A 21,116-nucleotide genomic window follows, 5' to 3' on the forward strand; every position below is an offset into this window, starting at 1 on the left:
CCGGTCTCAAGCTGCCTGTTTTGCAGTGACGAACGCCGCAAGGCTCGCCACGTTACTGAAGTGGTTGCGGGTGTCCTTGGCGTCGGCGTCGATTTTGATGCCGTACTTTTTCTGAATGGCCAGGCCGAGTTCCAGGGCGTCCACCGAGTCCAGGCCAAGGCCTTCGCCGAATAGCGTCTGGGTATCGTCGATGTCGTCGACGCCGATGTCTTCAAGGCCCAAGGCATCGATGATCAATTGTTTTATCTCACGGTTCAGATCGCTCATCTTCGGCGAGCTCCTTCAAATAGTAATGATGCAAGTAATCGTTAAGCTTGCGTGAGGCCTGAGGAGCCGGGCCTGTCGTGGCGAAGGCCTGTGGGTCTATATCGGCCCCCACGCGGAAACTGAAATGCACGCGGCGTTTGGGGATCCGATACCAGGGATCGGCCTTGGTCAAGGTGCTCGGGTTGACCTTGATAATCACCGGGGTGAGCATTTTCGCACCGCGCAAGGCAATTGCCGCGCCCCCCCGATGAAAGGCTGGCGGTTGGCCGGGTCGGGTGCGGGTGCCTTCAGGGAAGATGATCAGTGTCTGACCGCTCTTGAGGGCGTCCGCTGCGGTGTCGAGCATGTCCATGCTGCCGTCGTTACTGATGTATTGGGTGCGGCGCAGGGCTTCACGGGTGAAGGGGTTCTCCCAGAGGCTCTGCTTGACCACGCAGTTGGCGTGGCGCACCAACCCGATCAGGAACACCACGTCGATCAGCGATGGGTGATTGGCCATGATCATCTGGCCGGGACGACCGAGCCGCTCCGCACCCTGGATATCGTAGGTCAGCACGCCGGTTCGGGCCATGAACCGGATAAAAAACCAGAACACACGACTGACGGTTTGTCGTGCCCGTTGCCGATGGGCCTGGGCATCACCGGGCAGACAGCTCAGCAGCGGGAAAACAACCACTCGCAGGCACAACCCGCCCAGCCCGAACAGGGCGAAGCTGGTGGCGGTCGCCAGCAAGCGCCAGTAGTAGGCGTCACGTTTTTTTTCGGTCACAGGTTGCGTTGCCAGGTCCATAGACGATTTTTCCAGGCATGTTGGCAAGAGGCATCCTGGCCGAGCAGGGTACGCAACAGGCTCAGAGGGTGGGGCCATTGGGATTTTGACAACGAATCCCGGGTGCTGTTCAGGGACAGCTGCCAGTCATTTCCGGGGGTAATCAGCAGGCCGACGGCGTAGGGGAACGGGACGTCGTCAATCCAGGCCGAGTAGGCGGTTGGCGGTTGTTCCTCGGTGACGACCAGCAACACGGCGGGCGCGCCTTCTTCAAGCAGCGCCGCGGCCTCCAGCATGCCGTGTTCCAGGCCGTCACCCGCGGCGGCCAGGGCGGTCATCTCACTGGTTTCTCCGCGCATGATCGACCACAGGCCAATGATTGCGTTATGAACCGAGAGGCTGAACTGGGTTGGCGACAAAGGCTGTTCGTGGCTCAACTCGCTGAGGACTTCGAAGGTTCGAGGCGTTTCACCGTGGCGGGAAACAAAGACCAGCGGCAGCTGTTCACGTCCTTCGGCCAGTGGCCAGCCTACGCTGAAGGCCATTCGGGCCAGGCGGCTGAGGCGTCGGCGCTGCATGGCAGGCAGAAAGGACACATCGGGAGCGACATCGCTGGCTGGACGCACGATCGGTTGTCGGCTCCAGGCTTGCCAATCGTCCACGCTCTCGAGCCCGGGAGCCCACGCGCGCCATTGGGCGATGTTGAATGTGATCACTGAGTGTTCATCCCGCCCCTGCGGGCTTCCTAGACGCGGTGAGTCGTTTTTGACCTGCGACTGACTGGCAACGGCGCTGCGGCCGAGTGTCGAGCATTATCCCGGTGTGACTGGCTTGTAGCAAATGCTGGTTACATTCTGCTCAAGCGGGTGTGCAGCGTTTGAACTTGAGGGACGTCTACGAGTTTTCCGGTTTCTGGCGGCGGTGTCTGCCAGTCAATTCCCTGATTATTATCAGAACTCGGTGAGTTTTTTGCAGAGATTGCTGCTGACCGCGCAGTCCGTCTGACTTCGAGGTAGCTAAGCGACGGCATCGGCTACTACACTCGGTCATTCTTTGATACACGGAGGTTTTGACATGCGGCGCGTGGTGTTCAATCAGAAAGGTGGCGTGGGCAAATCCAGTATTGCCTGCAATCTGGCCGCGGTCAGCGCCAGCGAGGGCTATCGCACCCTGCTGGTGGATCTCGATGCCCAGGCCAACTCCACTCAGTACCTGACAGGACTGACCGGCGACGATATTCCCATGGGCATTGCCGACTTCTTCAAGCAGACCCTGTCGTCCGGGCCGTTTTCAAAGAAAAACCGGGTCGACATCTACGAAACCCCGTTCGACAACCTGCATGTGGTGACGGCGACCGCCGAGCTGGCTGACCTGCAGCCCAAGCTTGAGGCCAAACACAAGATCAACAAGCTGCGCAAACTGCTCGACGAATTGTCCGAAGACTACGACCGGATCTACCTCGATACGCCACCCGCGCTGAATTTCTACGCGGTTTCAGCCTTGATCGCTGCCGATCGTGTGCTGATTCCATTCGATTGTGACAGTTTCTCCCGCCAGGCCTTGTATGGCCTGCTGGCGGAAATCGAAGAGTTGAAGGAAGACCACAACGAGGCGCTGCAGGTCGAAGGCATTGTGGTCAACCAGTTCCAGGCTCGCGCCAGCTTGCCGCAGCAGATGCTCGATGAGCTGATTGCCGAAGGTTTGCCGGTGCTGCCGGTGTATCTGGGCAGTTCCGTGCGGATGCGCGAATCCCATCAGGCGAACATGCCGTTGATCCATCTCGACCCCCGGCACAAGCTGACCCAGCAATTCGTCGATCTGCACGACCTGCTGGAACATGCCTGACAGGGCGTCGTCAGATTCCCTGGCTGCGCAACCAGTCCATCAACTGCGTTAACGGGAAGGCGCCGCTCTGGCGCGCCACTTCCCGGCCATTCTTGAACAGAATCAGACTGGGGATCGAACGGATCCCCAATTGCGCTGACAGCGACTGATTGGCCTCGCTATCGAGCTTGGCCAGTCGACACTTGCCCACCAACTGCCCGGCAGCCTGCTCGAATACCGGCGCAAATGACTTGCAGGGCCCGCACCAGTCCGCCCACACATCCACCAGCAAGGGTAGATCGCCTTTGATCTGGCTGGCGTAATCACCCTGCCTCAACTCAAAGGACTTGCTCAACAAGACGGGCGCCTTGCATCGGCCACACTTGGGTTTATCACTCAGGCGCTCACCGGGAATACGGTTGAGGCCGTTGCAGTGGGGGCAGGGGATGAGTAGGGGGGCAGACATGGAAGGCTCCGGGGCATGGGCAATGAAACCAATCTGGAGCCGCTGCCGTGGATTATCAAGGTGCTTCGGTGTTATCGGTCGAGACCTTTATCTGAGCCGCTTCACGATGAGCAACTGATCTCCAGGTGCTTGCCCCACTCGGGTGGACGTTCGGCGTAACGCTCCATTCCCGGCTGCTCCGTGAATGGATCACTCAGTACAGCGTGCAAGCGGCGAACCTCTGCATAGTCACCGCTTTGTGCTGCGTCGATGGCCTTTTGCGCCAAGTAGTTGCGCAGGATGTAGAGCGGGTTGACCGCGTGCATGCGGATGCGACGCCGGGCTTGATCGTTATCGCCGTCACGGGCGGCGCGCGCGCAGTAGCGTTCGGCCCAGGCATCGAAGCCCTTGATGTCGACGAAGTCATCACGCAGCCGGGTGACCGCCAGCTCGGGGGCATGATCGCCCAGGCGACGGAAGAACAGGCTGTAGTCGACGCCTGCGTTCTGCATCAATTGCAGCAGGTTCTCGACCAGTGTCTGGTCATCGTCTTCAGCAGTGGTCAAGCCGAGCCGGCGGCGCATCAGGTCCAGGTAGTGAGCCTGATACAACGGAAAATACAGACCGAGGGTTTCGCGCAGGGCCTCGACACTGATGAACGGGGTCAGGGCCTGGGCCAGGGCGCTGAGGTTCCACTGGCCGATCGGTACCTGATTGCTGAACGAATAGCGGCCCTGGTCATCGGAGTGGTTGCAGATGAAGTGGGCATCGAAGTCATCGAGGAAGGCAAACGGGCCGAAGTCGAAGGTGATGCCCAGGATCGACATGTTGTCGGTGTTCATGACCCCGTGACAGAAACCATAGGCCTGCCATTTGGCGATCAGTTCGGCGTTGCGCTCGACGATTTCACGGAACATCGCCAGGTACGGCTCCGGTTGCTCCAGGCACTCGGGGAAGTGCATCGCCAGGACGTGCTCGCCGAGTGCCTTCTGCTGCTCGGGCCGTTTGGTGTAGTAGAAGTATTCGAAATGTCCGAAGCGCACATGGCTTGGCGACAGGCGCAGGAGCATTGCTGCCCGTTCCTGTTTTTCACGCCAGACCGGGGTGCTGGAGCCAATCACGCACAGGGCGCGAGTGGTCGGGATACCCAAGGCCTGTAGGGCTTCGGAGGCCAGGAATTCGCGAATCGAGGAGCGCAGAACGGCGCGACCATCGCCCATGCGCGAGTAGGGTGTTTGCCCGGCGCCCTTGAGGTGCAAGTCCCAGTGCTCGCCGGCTTCGTTGTAGGCCTCACCCAGCAGCAGTCCGCGACCGTCGCCCAGTTGCGGGTTGTAAACACCGAACTGATGCCCGGAGTAGACCATCGCCCGGGGCTCGGCCTCTGCCCACAGCTTGTGGCCGCTGAACAGTTCGGCGAACACCGGTGTCTCGGCAACGGCCGGGTCAAGGTCGAGCAGCGCCATGGCCGCCGGGCTGGCCACGACCAGGCATGGCTCGGCAATGGGTTCGGGCAGCACATGGGTTGAGAGCGCGTCGCCCAGGCGGGCGAAGCGGTTATCGAAGGTCAGTTCGTCGAGGGCTTTCAACGGCCATCTCCAGCAGAATGTCCGAGCATTCTGCTGGGGATTGGTTCGTTAGTCGAGCTTGGACACCGGCGGCTTTGCTCCGGCAGTGAGGTCGTTCACGGGAACGATGGTCTTGGCCTCCGGCTCGATCGGCACCATCTTGTACTCCTGGCCGTGAAGGTTCTTGAGGTAGACCTCCATCTGCCGGAACGAGATGTTGATGTGCTGCTTCTTGAACTCGCGGTTGATGAAGCGGTTGATCTCGTCGAGCACCGGGTTGCGGTCGCCGAGGTCACGCACGTGCACGCGCAGTTCGTGGTCCAGGGTGCTTTCGCCGAAGTTCAGGAAGTACACGTGTGGCTCGGGTTCCTTGAGCACGCGCGGGTTTTCGCGAGCGGCCTTGAGCAGCAGTTCCTTGACCAGATCCAGGTCGGAGCCGTAGTCGACACCGAGCTTGAGCGTCACGCGGGTGACGGTGTCGGTCAGGGACCAGTTGATCAATTGCCCGGTGATGAAGGTCTTGTTCGGGACAATGATGTCCTTGCGGTCGAAGTCGGTAATGGTCGTGGCACGGATGCGGATCTTGCTCACCGTGCCTGACAGGTTGCCGATGGTGATGGTGTCGCCGATCCGCACCGGGCGCTCGAACAGAATCATGATCCCGGAAATGAAGTTGGCGAAGATTTCCTGCATGCCGAAACCCAGGCCGACCGAGAGCGCTGCCACCAGCCATTGCAATTTGTCCCAGCTCACGCCGAGGGTGGACAGGGTCGTGACAAAGCCGATACCCGCGATCACATAGGTCAGCAGGGTGGTCGTGGCGTAGGCGCTGCCCTGGGCCAGGTTGAGCTTGGACAGCACCAGGACTTCCAACAGCCCCGGCAGGTTGCGCGCCAGGGCCATGGTAATGCCGATGATGATCAGTGCACCGAGCATGTCGCCGATGCTGATCGGGATCATGCTCATGTTGGCGCCGGTGCCGCTGGTGTACTCGTAGAGGGTGATGTTGTCCAGGTACGAGAACACCGTGATCAGGTCGGCCCAGACCCAGTACAGCGCGGCGATGAAGCCGCCGAGCAGGGCCAGGCGGATCAGGCGCAGGGATTGTTCGTTGACCTTCTCGATGTCCAGCGTCGGCTCTTCGACCACCGCATCGCCGTCACCGGCTTCTTTCGCCGCCTGGCGCTTGGTCAGTGCGCGCTGGTAGGCCAGGCGCCGTGCCGCAACCGCCAGGCCGCGCACGAAGGTGGCTTCGATGACCAGCCAGAACATCAGCAGGTAAAGGGTGTTGATCAGTCGGTCACTGAGTTTCAGGGCGGTATAGAAGTAGCCAAAACACACGGCAATGAACAGGGCGACCGGCAGCACGGTGAACATCACTCCGACGGCCTTGCGAAAGAGCGACGCGTTGTTGTGGGTCGGGCTGTTGAGCAGTAGGCGGCTGAGCAGCCAGGCCATCAAGGCGTAGCAGGTCAGGACGACGGCGATGCCGAGCACGTCATCGGCGAGCGCGGCCGGTTGCAACTCGGCAACGGCCACCACGGCCACCAGCGCGAACACCACCATCCCGAGGCGACGGATCCAGCGCCGCAGGAATTCCACCTGCGGTCGCTCCCAGCGGAAATGCAGCTCCGCCACACCGCCCGGTGCAAGGATCCGGTAGGCGGTGTAGAACACCAGCCACGCCTGGGCGACTTGCAGCAGGGCGGCCCCGAGGTTGGCGTTCTGCCCGCGCGCGTCAATCTGCAAGGCCAGGCCGCACAGCGCCAGACCCAGGGCAACCGGCATCGCCAGCAACACGTTGATCATGATCGCCTGTGGTGTGTGCCATTGGCTGTCACGCTTGAAGTGGCCGATGTCCTGGTGAACCTTGTTCAATCGGGCATACAGGTATTTACGGCGCCACACCAGAAAACCGATCAGCAGCGCCAGCGGGGTGAACAGCAGCGGCCGCTGGATCAGGCCGTCACTCAATTCACTCAGGCTTGAGGTCCATGGCAGGGTGTTGATCTGTTTCTCCAGACGCGCCGGTACGCTGCGCATCCATTCCAGGTCCAGCGGCTTGTTGCTGGGGATCCAGAACATCTGTTCATCGAGCGTCGCGCGCAGATTCTGGGCCGTGGTGAGCAGTTGCTTCTGGTTGAGTTGCAGGGTGATGGATTCGTTGAGCAGTGAGCTCAGCTCACGGTTCAGGCGCTCCAGCAGGTCGGCGCGGGTGACGGCCAGTTCCAGCAGGTTCTTGCGCAGTTGCGGGGTGACCTGATCGGCCGGTTGAGCGGCCAGCAGGTTACTCACATAGGCGACGGGATTGCCGATCAGCTCGCGTTGTTGATTGACCTCGAACTGATACAGGCGAATGTCGGCAATCTGGTCGGCCAGGTCGCGGTCGACCCGCAGGCGCGGCAAGCTTTGCTTCTGTTTATAGAGAATCTTGGACAGCAGCAGGCTGCCCTTGAGCACGCTGATCTGTTCATCCAGCGCGGCGTCGCTTTGGGTCACGCTGTCGAGCAGCAGCTTGGTCTGCAGGTTTTGCTGGGTCAGTTCGTTGAGGCGGTCGGTGCTTTTGAGCAGGTAGTCCGAGAGCTTCAGGTTGGCCGCGCTTTCAGCGGCGAGCAAGCTACTGCCCCCGGCTTTCTGGGCTTCGATGGACTGCTGGGTGACGGTCTCTTGAGACTGGGCCAGGCGCTTCTGGTTGATCAGGTTTTGCAGGTCCTGGATCTCTTGCTCCATGCGCGCGGTGCGTTCCATCAACAGGTCGCGCTGAGTATTGCCCAGGTCTTGCAGCTGGCTGTTACCGGCCAGTTCCTGGCGGCGTAACGGAATCAGTGCGTTCAACGCGGCGAGCTCGGCATTGAGCTGGTCGCGCTGTTCCTTGGAAAGCGCCTTGCCGTTGTCCTTGCCCGCCTTGAGGATGTTGTTGATTTGCAGGATGCGGGTCTGGCTGCTGCTGATCTCGGCCTGGGCGCGCTCGGGACGGGTTTGCGCAGTGATGATCAGGCTATTGGCCTCGGCCAGGGCCTTTTGTAGATCGCTTTGCTGGGTGCTGCGCTCGGTGAGCATTTGCTCGAGCTGCGACACGCTCAGATTGGCGTAGCGCTGGGCGACCGGCACCACCTTGGTGGCCTTGAGGCGTTCCAGCTCGCGCTGGTTCTCGATGTTTTGCTTGGGGGCGGTACTCAGCTGCTGCTTGAGGTCGCTCAGGCGCCTCTCGTTATCGGCCTGGCTGGACAACTGGATCAGCGTCTGTTGCAACACTAATTGCAGGGCCTTTTGATCCGCCTCGGGCAGTTTGCGTTCGGCAATCTTGTCCAGGCTCCTTTGCACGGCCTCGGCGGACGGTGGTTCGGCCGCCTGCAGGGTGCCGACGGAGAGACTCAGCCCCAGCAGGGCGATAGCTATGAATGTGCGCAGGGTTGGCATAAAGACCGATCGAGAACGTAGCGAAAAAAAGAGTTTAGAGGAACAACCCGGGACCTGGGCGACTTCCTTCGGGGAATCTGACGCCCACTTTGGCAATCTTGTTCCCTTCCATGACCGCCACCGTCCAGATGGTGTTGTTCCATTCCACCTGGTCACCGACCACTGGCGCGCCCCCGACTTTCTGGGTAATGAAGCGCCCCAGCGGCATGTCCGGGTCGACCCCTTCGAGTTGTAGCCCATATAGCGCGGAAACCGCGCCCAGCTGGGCGTCGCCTTCCAGGACGAAGTCGCCGAAGAAGCGCAAATCGAGGCCCCGTTGTGGCGCCTGGCTGAAGAGTTTTCCCAAAGCCGGCAGGTTGTGTTCATGGCCGATGACACAGAGCAAATCGCCCACTTCAAGCACCGTACTACCCGACGGATGGAGCAGTTGCTGGCCGCGAAACAGTGCCGCGATACGGGTGCCCTCGGGCATTTTCAGCTCGCGGAGGGCAGCGCCGATGCACCATTTCTCGGCACCCAGGCGATAAACGAACAGCTCCCACTCACTGGTGACATGCACTTCCAGCGCGGCCCGGGAGATGGGCGCGGGTTCTGGCGGAACCGTCACTTTCAGCAGCTTGGCGACCCACGGCAGGCTTGTACCCTGCACCAGCAGCGATACCAGTACGATAAAGAACGCGAGGTTGAAGTACAGCTGGGCATTCGGCAGGCCAGCCATCAACGGGAACACCGCCAGAATGATCGGGACCGCGCCGCGCAGGCCGACCCAGGAAATAAAGACTTTTTCACGGCCGTGGAACGCCTTGAACGGCAGCAGGCCAACAATCACCGACAGGGGCCTGGCAAACAGAATCATCCACAACGCCAGCCCTAGGGCGGGCAGGGCAATCGGTAGCAAGTCGTGGGGTGTCACCAGCAGCCCCAGCACCAGGAACATGCCGATCTGCGCCAGCCACGCCATGCCGTCGAGCATATGCAGGATGCCGTGGCGGCTGCGCACCGGGCAGTTGCCGATCACCAGGCCGCACAGGTACACCGCCAGGAAGCCGCTGCCGTGCAGGGCGTTGGTCAGGGCAAAGACCACCAGGCCACCGGCGATGACCAGGATCGGGTACAAGCCGGCGGCCAGATGGATGCGGTTGACCATTTGCAGCATCAGCCAGCCGCCGCCCAGGCCAATCAGGCCACCGATACCGAACTCACGCAGCAGGTGTGTCAGCAGGCTCCAGTGCAGGCCGGTCTGGCCACTGGCAAGCATGTCGATCAGGGTGACGGTGAGAAACACCGCCATCGGGTCGTTGCTGCCGGATTCGATTTCCAGGCTGGCGGTCACCCGTTCGTTCAGGCCTTTGCCGCCGAGCAGCGAGAACACCGCCGCGGCGTCTGTCGAGCCGACAATGGCGCCGATCAGCAGGCCCTGAATCAGGTTCAGGTCGAACAGCCATGCTGCCGCCATGCCGGTCAGCCCGGTGGTAATCAGCACCCCGACCGTGGCCAGCGATAAGGCTGGCCATAACGCCACGCGAAAACTCGAGACCCGGGTGCGTAATCCGCCGTCGAGCAGGATCACGGCCAGGGCCAGGTTGCCGACCAGATACGCGGTGGGGTAGTTATCGAAGATGATGCCGGCACCATCGACGCCGGCAGCCATGCCCACCGCCAGGATGATCACCAGAATCGGGATGCCCAGGCGGGAAGAAAGTGAGCTCACCAGAATGCTCGCACCTACCAGCAACGCGCCGATCAAGAACAGGCTGTTGATGGTCGTCGCATTCAAAGGCAGTACTCCAGAAAGCAGAAAGGCGGGCGCAAACGGACCATGCAGTGTGCGTGCCAGCGATTCTAACCTGTTGAAATGTGATGCTGTCAAAAAGCTTTTGACGCACGTAATACCCAGCGGGCCAGGCATGTGATCACTGTGGCGAGGGAGCTTGCTCCCTCGCCACAGTGTGATCGGTGACTGTTACAGGTTGAACCGCCCAACCATGGTGTTCAGGTCCACCGCCAGGCGCGAGAGTTCGTTGCTGGCGGCACTGGTCTGGTTGGCGCCGGTGGCGGACTGTATCGACAGGTCGCGGATGTTCACCAGGTTGCGGTCGACTTCACGGGCCACCAGGGCCTGTTCCTCTGCCGCGCTGGCGATCACCAGGTTGCGTTCGTTGATCTCGACAATGGCACTGTTGATGGTGTCCAGCGACAGGCCGGCACCACGAGCGATGTTCAATGTCGACTCGGCGCGTTCGGTGCTGTTGCGCATCGAGTCGACGGCGTGTTCGGTGCCGCTCTGGATGCTGCCGATCATGCGTTCGATTTCGCTGGTCGATTGCTGGGTGCGATGCGCCAGCGCACGCACTTCGTCGGCGACGACCGCAAAACCACGACCGGCTTCACCGGCGCGCGCGGCTTCGATGGCGGCGTTGAGTGCCAGCAGGTTGGTCTGGTCGGCCAGGCCGCGAATCACGTCCAGCACCTTGCCGATATCACGCGACTCCTCGGCCAGGTTGCCGATCAGGGTGGCGGTACTTTGCACATCGCCACTCATGCGCTCGATGGCGCTGACGGTTTCCTGCACCAGGTCACGACCGTCACCAGCAGAGGCGGTGGCGTTTTTTGAGGCCTCGGAGGTGCTGACTGCGTTACGTGCCACTTCTTCGACGGCGCTGGTCATTTCATTGACTGCCGTGGCGGCCTGCTCGATTTCGTTGTTTTGCTGGGTCAGGCCACGGGCACTTTCGTCGGTCACGCTGTTGAGCTCTTCGGCAGCGGAGGCCAACTGAGTCGCGGAACCTGAGATACGTTGCAGGGTATCGCGCAGTTTTTCCTGCATCTTCGACATCGCCAGCAACAGGCGACCGGCTTCGTCAGTACCGTCGACCGTGATTGGGCGCGTCAGGTTGCCTTCGGCGATGGCTTCGGCGGCGTTCAGGGCCTTGGCGATCGGCTGAGTGATGCTGTTGGTCAGCAACCAGGCGAAGAGCAGGGTCAGGGTAGTGGCGACCACTAACAGGGCGACTACCAGGTTGAACGCCGAAGCGTACTGGTCAGCGGCTTGCCGATTGGTGTCGAGGCTCCCCTGGGTGTTGATTTCCAGTAACCGGTTGAGCACCGAGTTGATCGCTTCGGAGTTGTTCAGCAGTTCGGTGTTGAGCAGGGTTTGCAGCTCGCTGACCTGATTGTTGCGCGACAGCGCCTTCATGCGCTCTTCAAGTTGGCGGTACTGGCCCAGCAGTGTCACATACTGATCGTAGGCTGCGCGTTCCTGCGGGCTGGAGATCAACTTCTCGTAGCCCGCCTGGGCCTCGCGGATCTGCTGGTTGCGTTGGTCGAGCAGGGCGAGTGTCTGTTGTTGGGTGTCTGCTTCGCGGTTGATCAGCAAGCGGTAGGACAGCACCCGCAGACGCAATGTCAGTTGGGTGAACTCATCGAGGCTCTTGATGCTCGGTACGCTGTTCTGGGTAATGTCCTCGGCGGCCCCGCGAATCTTGCTCATCTGGTTCAAGGCGAATACACCGAGAATCAACATCAGCGTGCCAATCAGGGCAAAGCCGGCGAACGCCCGGGGGGCGATGTTCATAGAGCGTAGGGACATGGTTTTTTACCAAACAGACGCGCACGGGCACGAGGGCTGAGAAGGGGTATGCATGACTTATCGGTCATACGACTAAAGTCTTGAGTCGCTGCGTGCATTTGCCGCAGATCCGCATGCGCTGACGAGCTGTCAGGAACCTGACCGGCCAATCGCAGTCTTTAACACGTGCAAGCAAAGTCGCCGCCAGGAAAATCAAGGCTTTGCGCCGTAATAACCCTGGCGCCTGTGGTGACTTTTCTTTATCGTACGCGCCCTTTGAAAATGCCCGGAAAATCAAAAATGTTGGAAGCAACCCTGAGTCAATTGGAACAACTGGTCAGCGATCTGGTGCAACAGAACCAGGACCTGCAGACCGCCCATCAAGCCCTGAGTGCAGAGCTGGCCCAGGCCAAGGACGAAAACGAAAGCCTGCAACTGAGCCTGATGGAACAGGAAGAAAAGCAGGGCGCCGCCGTTGCGCGCATTCAAGCCTTGGTTGAGCGTGTGAGCGCAGGTCCTGTGAACGCATGAGACAGGGTGCCGATGGGGTAAAAGTCGTCTCGATTCTTGGAGAGGACTATTCGATCAAGGCGCCGGCCGGGGAAGAGCAGACCCTGCTGGACGCCGCGCTTATGTTGAAAGCGGTGCTGGCTGAGACCAAAAAGAAATACCCGACCCTGATCGGGGACAAACTGCTGGTGCTGACGGCGATGAACCTGTGTTCGCAGCAGCTGGAAATGCAAAAGCGCCACCAGCAGGAACTCGACCGTTACCAAGAGCAAGTCAGCGCCACGGTTGAAGTGATCGCCAAGACGATCAACCAGGGCTGATCGGTATGCGCACAACCAAAGAGTAGATTGTCGATTCTGTTGTATACAATCGGCACGGCTGTTGCAGCATTTTTGCCTCTTACTCTTTGGGGGTGCTTCATGCAGTTCTGGCGACGCAGTATTCAATGGCAGTTGATCCTGAGTATGGGCACCGCCCTGCTGGTCAGTATTCTGATCGTGGTCGGCATTTATACCCTGGTGGTCAACAACCTCGCCCAGCGCTATCTGGTCGAACAAGCGCTGCCGTCGAGCATCGAAGCGATGCGCAACGACATCGAGCGGATTCTGGTTCAGCCGCTCACCGCCGCCAAGGACATCGCCAGCAACAGCATGGTGCGCGACTGGCTGGCCGAAGGTGAAAGCAGTGCCCGGACGGCGACCTTCGCGCAGTATCTGGAAGGCATTCGCGGCGAACACAAGGCGTTCACCGCGCTAATCATCGGCGCCGCGTCGAACCACTACATCACTGAAAAAGGCCTGGATCGCACCCTTAGCCGCTCCAATCCCGCCGACGCCTGGTTCTATTCGTTCATGGACAGCAACCAGCCCCGCACCCTCAATATCGACAATGACACGGCCACCGGAGAATTGGCGCTGTTCATCGACCTCAAGGTCGAGCAGGCCGGTAAAGTCGTGGGCGTTGCCGGGCTGGGCCTGAGCATGAAAGAGCTGTCGGAGTTGATTCACAATTTCAGCTTCGGTGAGCGCGGCAAGGTCTATCTGGTGCGCTCCGACGGATTGATCCAGGTTCATCCCGAGGCGCAGTTCAGCGGGAAACGTACCCTGAGCGAGCAGGTTGGCGCTGCGGCGGCGCAAGCGATCATGGGCCAAAAATCCGCCACCAGCAGCTTTGTCCGCGATGGCGAAGATTTCCTGGCATTGAGCCTGCCCCTTCGCGATCTCGGTTGGACCCTGGTGGCCGAAGTGCCACAGTCGCAGATCTATGCCGAAGCCCGGCGCGCGATGTGGTTCACCAGCGCTATCGGGTTGGGGGTCGCGCTGGTATGCCTGTTGTTGGTGATCGTACTGGCCCGTGGTTTGGTGCGACCGATCCGTCAGGTAACAGCGGCGCTGGTAGCGATTGGTAGCGGTGGTGGCGATCTGACACACAGGCTGGACGCCAGCCGCGCCGATGAGCTGGGGGACCTGGCCCGTGGCTTCAATCGCTTCCTGGAAAACCAGCGCAGCATGATCGGCGACGTGCTGGCCACCAGCGAACGCTTGCGCACAGCTGTCGGGCAGGTGGCGCAGGTGGTGGAAAACACGGCGCAACGCTCCGGTCGGCAGCAGGAAATGACCGACATGGTCGCCACCGCAGTGCATGAGATGGGCCTGACCGTACAGGAAATCGCCCAGAACGCCGGTAATGCGGCCGTCGCTTCGCAAACGGCCCGCGACGAAGCCTTGCAGGCCCGGGAAGTAGTTGGCGGCTCGATCCGCCATATCGAAAGCATGTCCGACGAAATCGGCATTGCCGCCCAGGCCGTGGGCGAACTGGCGACTCAGGTGGCTTCTATCGATCAGGTGTTGGCGGTGATCCGTGGGATCTCCGAGCAGACCAACTTGCTGGCGCTCAATGCCGCCATCGAAGCGGCGCGGGCTGGCGACATGGGCCGTGGCTTTGCGGTGGTGGCCGATGAAGTCCGCACGCTGGCCCGGCGTACGCAATCCTCTACCGATGAGATCCAGCAGATGATCGGCAGCCTCAAGCAGGGGGCGGAGAATGCGGTGTCGTCGATGCAGTCCGGACAGGCCGCAACCGGCACCGGTGTCGAGTCGAGCCAGCGCACGGGTGCTTCACTAACGGCGATTACCGGACAGGTTGAACACATCAGCGACATGAACCATCAAGTGGCGACGGCCACCGAAGAGCAGTCGGCGGTGACTGAAGAGATCAACCGCAATGTGCAGGGCATCTCCGACCTGGCACGGGCCACGGCGGGGGAGGTCAGGGCTTGCCGGGAAGATTGTCAGACGTTGCAGCGGTTGGCGGATGATCTGGCGCGGCAGATGGGTGGGTTCAAGCTGAGCTGACAAGGGGGGATCGTTCCCACGCGGAGCGTGGGAACGATCGGTCAGGCGGAGTGTAGGATGTCAGAACCACTCATCCTGCATACCCAGGCACACATCATCCCGTGCCTCGAGAATCGCCAGTTCATGGTGGCAAGCCGGCACTTCCCAGGTCAGGAAGTAGCGCGCCGCTTGCAGCTTGCCTTTATAGAAGCTCACATCCACGGCATTACCCTTGGCCAAGCCTTCCTCGGCGCGGATCGCCTGCTCCAGCCAACGCCAGCCGATCACCGTGTGGCCGAACGCCTTGAGGTACAGCGCCGAGTTGGCGAGGCTGCCGTTGATCTTGCCCTGGGCCAGGTCGGTCAACAGGCCGATGGTCACCGTTTGCAGGCGCGCTACCAGTTTTTCCAGCGGTTCGCGCAATGGGGTCAGCGATTCATGGGCGTGGGCCCGCTCAACGGTGTCGGCGATCAAGCGGATCAACTGCTTGAGTCCGGCTCCGCCGTTCTGCGCCAGTTTGCGCCCCAGCAAGTCCAGTGACTGAATGCCATGGGTGCCTTCGTGGATCGGGTTCAGGCGGTTGTCGCGGTAGTACTGCTCCACCGGGTATTCGCGGGTATAGCCGTGGCCGCCAAGGATCTGGATCGCCAGTTCGTTGGCCTTGAGGCAGAACTCCGACGGCCAGGATTTGACGATGGGGGTCAGCAAATCCAGCAGTTCATGGGCCTGCTTGCGCTCGGCTTCGGTCTCAAGGGTAGTGGTGTCGTCGAACAATCGCGCGGCATACAGTCCCAGGTCGAACGAGCCTTCGACATAGGCCTTCTGGGTCAGCAGCATGCGTTTGACGTCGGCGTGCTGGACGATCGACACCGGTGCGGTGTTCGGGTCCTTGCTGTCCGGCAGGCGGCCTTGCGGGCGTTCGCGGGCGTACTCCAGCGAGTACAGGTAACCGGCGTAACCGAGCATCACCGCGCCCATGCCGACGCCGATCCGCGCCTCGTTCATCATCTGGAACATGCAGCTCAGGCCTTGATGCGGCTGGCCCACCAGGTAGCCGACGCACTCGCCGTTGTCGCCGAAGTTCAGCGCGGTGGAGGTGGTGCCGCGCCAGCCCATCTTGTGGAACAGCCCGGCCAGCAGCACGTCGTTGCGCTGGCCCAGGCTGCCGTCGTCGTTGACCAGGAACTTGGGCACGATAAACAGGGAGATGCCCTTCACCCCGGCGGGTGCATCCGGCAGTTTGGCCAGCACCATGTGCACGATGTTTTCCGACAGCGGATGGTCGCCGCCGGAGATGAAGATCTTGTTGCCCTTGAGTCGATAGGTGCCGTCCGCCGCGGGTTCGGCGCGGGTGCGGATGTCCGACAGCGACGAACCGGCGTGGGGCTCGGTCAGGGCCATGGTGCCGAAGAAGCGGCCGTCGATCATCGGTTGCAGGAAGCGTCGTTTCTGTTCCTCGGTGCCGAAGCTCTCGATCAGGTTGGCGGCGCCCATGGTCAGGAACGGATAGGACGTCGTCGCCGCGTTGGCCGCCTGGAAGTGCGCGAAGCAGGCTTGCGACAACAGCGTCGGTAACTGCATGCCGCCTGCTTCGAAGCTGCGCGCGGCGTTGAGAAAGCCGGCTTCGAGAAAGGCATCCACGGCGGGTTTCACTTCTGGAATCAGAATCGCCTGACCGTTTTCATAGCGCGGCTCGTTCTCGTCGCCCTTGCGGTTGTGCGGGGCGAAGAACTTCTCGGCGATGCTGCGGGCGGTGCCAATGGCGGCGTCGAAGGTTTCACGGTTGTGCTCGGCGAAACGCTCACGCTGGGTCAGGCCCTCGGCATCGAGGACTTCATACAGCTCGAAAGCCAGATTTCGGGAACTGAGCAACGTCTCGGACATGGCGGCCTACCTGTTTTGGAATGGACCGAGTCTAGGCGTGGGAAGGGTGGAGTGAACAGGATGATTGATTTGGGTGATAGAGGAGCAGTTGCAAGCAGCAAGCTAAAAGCGGCAAGTAAAAGCACATTGCGAACACCGCAAACTGCTCTTACTTGCCGCTTGAAGCTTGAAACTTGCAGCTGTTTTTAACCGATCGTCATCAGGCTGGCGTTACCACCGGCCGCTGCGGTGTTGACGCTCAGCGCGCGCTCGATCACCAGGCGTTCCAGCGCAATGCCGGTTTCGCCCGGCGCCTGGCCGTGAACCCCGACGATGGCGCCGGCACGGGTTGCCACTTGCTGGCAGACCGCGCGCAACTGGTCGGAGTGACCGTGATGCAGTACCGCATCGATGACCACTTCGTCCTTGGTCCAGTCAGCGACCAGCTTGATGCGTGCTTGCACGTCTTTTGGCAGGCGCGCCAGCAGTGCCTTGCTCAGCTCATTCTCCGGCACGACTGCCGAGCCACCCACGGCCAGTACCGCTGCCAGTTGGGTCAGCAGGTCGCCTTCGATTTCCGCCAGGCACAGCACGTGTTCGCGCGGCAGGATGGCGTAGCTGTTGCGCTCGCCGGTCGGGCCTGCCAATACGCGGGTGATACCGCTCTGCGATTGCGCGGCGAACTTCACGCACAGGGCGCTCAGGTCGCTGAGCTTGTGGCTGTCGGCCCAGGCTTGCAGGGCAGTCAGCGGCTTGCTTATGGCATCACGCAGACGGACGTCCGGCGCGGTTTCGGCGTCGGCACGGGCAAAGGATTGCTCGATGGCGTCGCCAGGGCGGGTCGACAGCAGGCGGTACAGGTACAGCGGACCACCGGCTTTCGGGCCGGTGCCCGACAGGCCTTCGCCGCCGAACGGTTGCACGCCGACCACGGCACCCACGATGTTGCGGTTGACGTAGACGTTACCGGCGTTGACGTTGTCGATCACCTTGGCGATGGTCTCGTCGATGCGTGTGTGCACGCCCAGCGTCAGGCCATAACCGGAAGCGTTGATCTGCTCGATCAGTTGATCGATCTCTTTACGCTTGTAGCGCACCACGTGCAGCACCGGACCAAAGATCTCGCGTTGCAGTTCGTCGAAGCTTTCCAGTTCGATCAGGGTGGGCATGACGAAGGTGCCGCGTTTGATTTCTTCGGCATTGGCGATCGCGACCTGGTACACGTTGCGACCTTTGTCGCGCATGCCCTGGATGTGTTTCTCGATGCCTGCCTTGGCTTCGGCGTCGATCACCGGGCCGATGTCCACGGACAGGCGCTCCGGGTTGCCGAGACGGCATTCAGCCATGGCGCCCTTGAGCATTTCGATCACGCGGTCTGCCGAATCTTCCTGCAGGCACAGTACGCGCAGGGCCGAGCAACGCTGGCCGGCGCTGTCGAAGGCCGACGAAACCACGTCAATGACCACTTGTTCGGTCAGCGCCGAGGAGTCGACGATCATTGCGTTCTGGCCACCGGTTTCGGCGATCAGCGGGATCGGACGGCCCTGGGAGTCCAGGCGGCCGGCGATGTTGCGTTGCAGCAAGCGCGCGACTTCGGTAGAGCCGGTGAACATCACGCCTTTGACGCGATCATCGCCCACCAGGCCGGCACCAACGGTTTCGCCACGGCCCGGCAGCAGTTGCAGCACGCCTTCCGGGATCCCGGCCTCGAGCAGCAAGCGCACGGCTTGCGCCGCCACCAGCGGGGTCTGTTCGGCCGGTTTGGCCAGGACCGGGTTACCGGCGGCCAGTGCGGCGGCGACTTGACCGCTGAAAATCGCCAGTGGGAAGTTCCACGGGCTGATGCACACCACTGGGCCCAGTGGGCGGTGGGCGTCGTTGGTGAAATCGTTGCGGGCCTGCACCGCGTAGTAACGCAGGAAGTCCACGGCTTCACGCACTTCGGCGATGGCGTTGGCGAAGGTCTTGCCGGCTTCGCGGGCCAACAGGCCCATCAGTGGCTGGATCTCGGCTTCCATCAGGTCAGCGGCACGTTCCAGGATCGCGGCGCGTTCGGCTGGCGGGGTGGCCTGCCAGATAGGAGCGGCGTTCAGGGCGCACTGGATGGCGTTGTCGACGTCTTCGACGGTCGCTTCCTGTACATGGCCGACCACGTCACGCAGGTCCGAGGGGTTCAACACCGGCACAGGCGTTTCAGTGCTGGAGGCGCAACCGAGCATCGGCGCGGCTTTCCAGTTGTTGTGGGCGCTGGCCAGCAGGGCGCAGGACAAGGATGCCAGGCGGTGTTCGTTGGCCATGTCGATGCCGCTGGAGTTGGCGCGTTCGCTGCCGTACAGGTCGCGTGGCAGTGGAATGCGCGGGTGCGGCAGGCCGAAGCCGCCTTCCAGCGTGGCCATCTGCTCGATCTGGTTCACTGGGTCGGCTACCAGCTCCTGGATGGAGATGGACTGGTCGGCGATACGGTTGACGAACGAGGTGTTCGCGCCGTTTTCCAGCAGGCGACGTACCAGATACGCCAGCAGGGTTTCGTGGGTGCCGACCGGTGCGTACACGCGGCACGGACGGTTCAGCTTGCCCTCGGACACCTTGCCTACAACCTGTTCGTACAGTGGTTCACCCATGCCGTGCAGGCACTGGAACTCGTACTGGCCCGGGTAGTAGTTCTGCCCGGCGATATGGTAGATGGCCGACAGGGTGTGGGCGTTGTGCGTGGCGAACTGCGGGTAGATGACTTCCGGTACCGACAGCAGTTTGCGCGCGCAGGCGATGTAGGAAACGTCGGTGTACACCTTGCGGGTGTAGACCGGATAGCCTTCCAGGCCTTCGACCTGGGCACGCTTGATTTCGCTGTCCCAGTAGGCGCCTTTCACCAGACGGATCATCAGGCGATGACGGCTGCGGCGAGCCAGGTCGATCACGTAGTCGATCACGTACGGGCAACGCTTCTGGTAAGCCTGGATCACGAAACCGATACCGTTCCAGCCGCTCAGTTGCGGCTCGAAGCACAGGCGCTCCAGCAGATCCAGCGACAGCTCCAGGCGGTCGGCTTCTTCGGCGTCGATGTTCAGGCCGATGTCGTATTGCTTGGCCAGCAGGGTCAGCGACAGCAGGCGCGGGTACAGCTCGTCCATCACGCGCTCGTACTGGGCACGGCTGTAACGCGGGTGCAGGGCCGACAGTTTGATCGAGATGCCCGGGCCTTCATAAATGCCACGGCCGTGGGAAGCCTTGCCGATCGAGTGGATGGCTTGCTCGTAGGACGCGAGGTATTTCTGCGCGTCATGCTCGGTCAGTGCGGCTTCACCGAGCATGTCGTAGGAATAGCGGAAGCCTTTGGCTTCAAACTTGCTGGCGTTGGCCAGGGCTTCGGCGATGGTTTCGCCGGTCACGAACTGCTCGCCCATCAGGCGCATGGCCATGTCGACGCCCTTGCGGATCATCGGCTCGCCGCTCTTGCCGATGATGCGGCTCAGGGACGAGGTCAAGCCTGCTTCGTTATGGGTGGAGACCAGCTTACCGGTCAGCAGCAGGCCCCAGGTCGCGGCGTTGACGAACAGCGACGGGCTGTTGCCCAGGTGCGGCTGCCAGTTACCGGTACTGATCTTGTCGCGGATCAGGGCGTCGCGAGTGCCTTTGTCTGGAATACGCAGCAGCGCTTCGGCCAGGCACATCAGTGCCACGCCTTCCTGGGACGACAGGGAGAATTCCTGCAGCAGGCCCTGCACGATGCCGGCACGGCCACCGGCGCTCTTCTGATTGCGCAGTTTTTCCGCAATCGAGGCGGCCAGCTTGTTGGTGGCCTCGGCCATTGGTGCCGGCAGGCGAGCCTGCTCCAGCAGCATGGGCACCACTTCCGGCTCCGGACGACGGTAGGCGGCGGTGATCGCAGCACGCAGTACCGATTGCGGCAGGATGCTCTCAGCGAATTCAAGGAAGCACTGGTGTGCGTGGTCGACGTGAATGTCGGCGCCTTCATCCAGCTCAGGACGGACCGAACCATTGAGTTCGGTCAGGGTTGCACCACCCTCGAGTTTTTCCAGGTAATTGAAAATCGCCTGCTTGATCAACCAGTGCGGCGTGCGATCAATCGAGGTCGCGGCGGCCTTGAGGCGTTCGCGGGTCGGGTCGTCGAGTTTGACCCCAAGGGTGGTGGTAGCCATATTTTTATCCTCATGTTTGCCACGACTGCGTGGCATCAGCTGGCGGCAAGATTAGCCGTGCGCCGAAAGAGGTGCAACCGGGTGCAACCTTTTTTTGCCGGAAAAACAGGCAGCTCGTCAGGAAATAAATTCTGATACGCGAGTGCTGCTCCTGCTTGGTGCTATTTGTCTTGGTTGGCGATGTTTCTTGCTCCGAAAAGGAGCAAGAAACCCTTACCTAAAAAATATTTCCGACTAGGTGCAACTTATTCGGGTGAAACTGGTTGCACCTTATTTGCTTTGTTGAATAGGATTCGCGCCCAAGGTGCAACCGTCCACGAGACAGTTCATCGGCTGATGGCTTTCCTGGGGAAACATCAGTCATAAATGCGCGGATTACCCGATCGTCTTTC

General features: G+C 61.2%; 14 protein-coding genes and 2 pseudogenes. 5 read left to right on the forward strand and 11 right to left on the reverse strand.

Annotated elements, in window-relative coordinates:
• Positions 1 to 6 precede the first annotated feature (6 nt).
• Genes CKW29_RS07910 through CKW29_RS07920 form a run of 3 tightly spaced genes read right to left on the reverse strand, consistent with a single transcriptional unit; the run spans position 7 to position 1,752 of the window.
• Positions 7 to 267 carry a phosphopantetheine-binding protein gene (locus CKW29_RS07910; protein ID WP_095144667.1) on the reverse strand — a complete coding sequence of 87 codons (261 nt, stop codon included), beginning with the start codon at positions 265 to 267 and terminating at the stop codon, positions 7 to 9.
• Positions 248 to 1,057 (reverse strand): 1-acyl-sn-glycerol-3-phosphate acyltransferase, encoded by an 810-nt coding sequence (locus tag CKW29_RS07915; RefSeq protein WP_095144668.1) that lies wholly within the window; start codon positions 1,055 to 1,057, stop codon positions 248 to 250. The genes CKW29_RS07910 and CKW29_RS07915 overlap by 20 nt, the downstream gene beginning before the upstream one ends.
• Entirely contained in the window at positions 1,033 to 1,752 is a 720-nt protein-coding gene (locus CKW29_RS07920; RefSeq protein WP_095148249.1) for a beta-ketoacyl synthase chain length factor, read from the reverse strand. The genes CKW29_RS07915 and CKW29_RS07920 overlap by 25 nt, the downstream gene beginning before the upstream one ends.
• A 358-nt stretch (positions 1,753 to 2,110) precedes the next feature.
• Here CKW29_RS07920 and CKW29_RS07925 point away from each other — a divergent pair, with 358 nt between their 5' ends.
• Positions 2,111 to 2,881: a ParA family protein gene (locus CKW29_RS07925; protein ID WP_095144670.1), complete on the forward strand. Its 771-nt coding sequence runs from the start codon at positions 2,111 to 2,113 to the stop codon at positions 2,879 to 2,881.
• Positions 2,882 to 2,891: 10 nt separating this feature from the next.
• Here CKW29_RS07925 and trxC read toward each other — a convergent pair whose 3' ends face one another.
• From trxC to CKW29_RS26290, 6 genes and pseudogenes are all read right to left on the reverse strand, one after another.
• A complete protein-coding gene (trxC, locus tag CKW29_RS07930) occupies positions 2,892 to 3,326 on the reverse strand; it encodes a thioredoxin TrxC (protein WP_095144671.1) in 435 nt (144 codons plus the stop codon).
• 101 nt (positions 3,327 to 3,427) lie between these two features.
• Positions 3,428 to 4,891 carry a protein adenylyltransferase SelO gene (gene selO, locus CKW29_RS07935; protein ID WP_095148250.1) on the reverse strand — a complete coding sequence of 488 codons (1,464 nt, stop codon included), beginning with the start codon at positions 4,889 to 4,891 and terminating at the stop codon, positions 3,428 to 3,430.
• Positions 4,892 to 4,939: 48 nt separating this feature from the next.
• On the reverse strand, positions 4,940 to 8,290 hold the full coding sequence (gene mscK / locus CKW29_RS07940; protein ID WP_095148251.1) for a mechanosensitive channel MscK: 3,351 nt from the start codon (positions 8,288 to 8,290) through the stop codon (positions 4,940 to 4,942).
• 34 nt (positions 8,291 to 8,324) lie between these two features.
• A complete protein-coding gene (locus CKW29_RS07945) occupies positions 8,325 to 10,067 on the reverse strand; it encodes a potassium/proton antiporter (protein WP_095078077.1) in 1,743 nt (580 codons plus the stop codon).
• Between the two features lie 186 nt (positions 10,068 to 10,253).
• The gene (locus CKW29_RS26285; protein ID WP_371850789.1) at positions 10,254 to 11,126 is read right to left on the reverse strand and encodes a methyl-accepting chemotaxis protein; all 873 of its coding nucleotides are present in this window, start codon (positions 11,124 to 11,126) and stop codon (positions 10,254 to 10,256) included.
• A gap of 30 nt (positions 11,127 to 11,156) precedes the next feature.
• Positions 11,157 to 11,879 (reverse strand): annotated as a pseudogene (locus CKW29_RS26290) (MCP four helix bundle domain-containing protein); the annotation flags it as partial.
• A gap of 279 nt (positions 11,880 to 12,158) precedes the next feature.
• Here CKW29_RS26290 and CKW29_RS07955 point away from each other — a divergent pair.
• The 4 genes and pseudogenes from CKW29_RS07955 (at position 12,159) to CKW29_RS26300 (ending at position 14,722) form a co-directional block, all read left to right on the forward strand.
• Complete coding sequence (locus CKW29_RS07955) at positions 12,159 to 12,389, forward strand: hypothetical protein (protein WP_095144675.1); 231 nt, start codon at positions 12,159 to 12,161, stop codon at positions 12,387 to 12,389.
• Positions 12,386 to 12,688, forward strand: a complete 303-nt coding sequence (locus CKW29_RS07960) for a cell division protein ZapA (RefSeq protein WP_095078080.1) — start codon at positions 12,386 to 12,388, stop codon at positions 12,686 to 12,688. The genes CKW29_RS07955 and CKW29_RS07960 overlap by 4 nt, the downstream gene beginning before the upstream one ends.
• Before the next feature lie 261 nt (positions 12,689 to 12,949).
• Positions 12,950 to 13,807, forward strand: a pseudogene (locus CKW29_RS26295) (cache domain-containing protein); the annotation flags it as partial.
• Positions 13,808 to 14,014: 207 nt separating this feature from the next.
• Positions 14,015 to 14,722 carry a methyl-accepting chemotaxis protein gene (locus tag CKW29_RS26300; RefSeq protein WP_371850651.1) on the forward strand — a complete coding sequence of 236 codons (708 nt, stop codon included), beginning with the start codon at positions 14,015 to 14,017 and terminating at the stop codon, positions 14,720 to 14,722.
• Positions 14,723 to 14,782: 60 nt separating this feature from the next.
• Here CKW29_RS26300 and CKW29_RS07970 read toward each other — a convergent pair whose 3' ends face one another.
• On the reverse strand, positions 14,783 to 16,585 hold the full coding sequence (locus CKW29_RS07970) for an acyl-CoA dehydrogenase (RefSeq protein WP_095148254.1): 1,803 nt from the start codon (positions 16,583 to 16,585) through the stop codon (positions 14,783 to 14,785).
• Positions 16,586 to 16,770: 185 nt separating this feature from the next.
• Entirely contained in the window at positions 16,771 to 20,724 is a 3,954-nt protein-coding gene (putA, locus tag CKW29_RS07975) for a trifunctional transcriptional regulator/proline dehydrogenase/L-glutamate gamma-semialdehyde dehydrogenase (protein ID WP_095148255.1), read from the reverse strand.
• Positions 20,725 to 21,116 lie beyond the last annotated feature (392 nt).

Origin of the sequence: Pseudomonas sp. Irchel s3a18, assembly GCF_900187535.1 — a bacterium.
Classification (GTDB): domain Bacteria; phylum Pseudomonadota; class Gammaproteobacteria; order Pseudomonadales; family Pseudomonadaceae; genus Aquipseudomonas.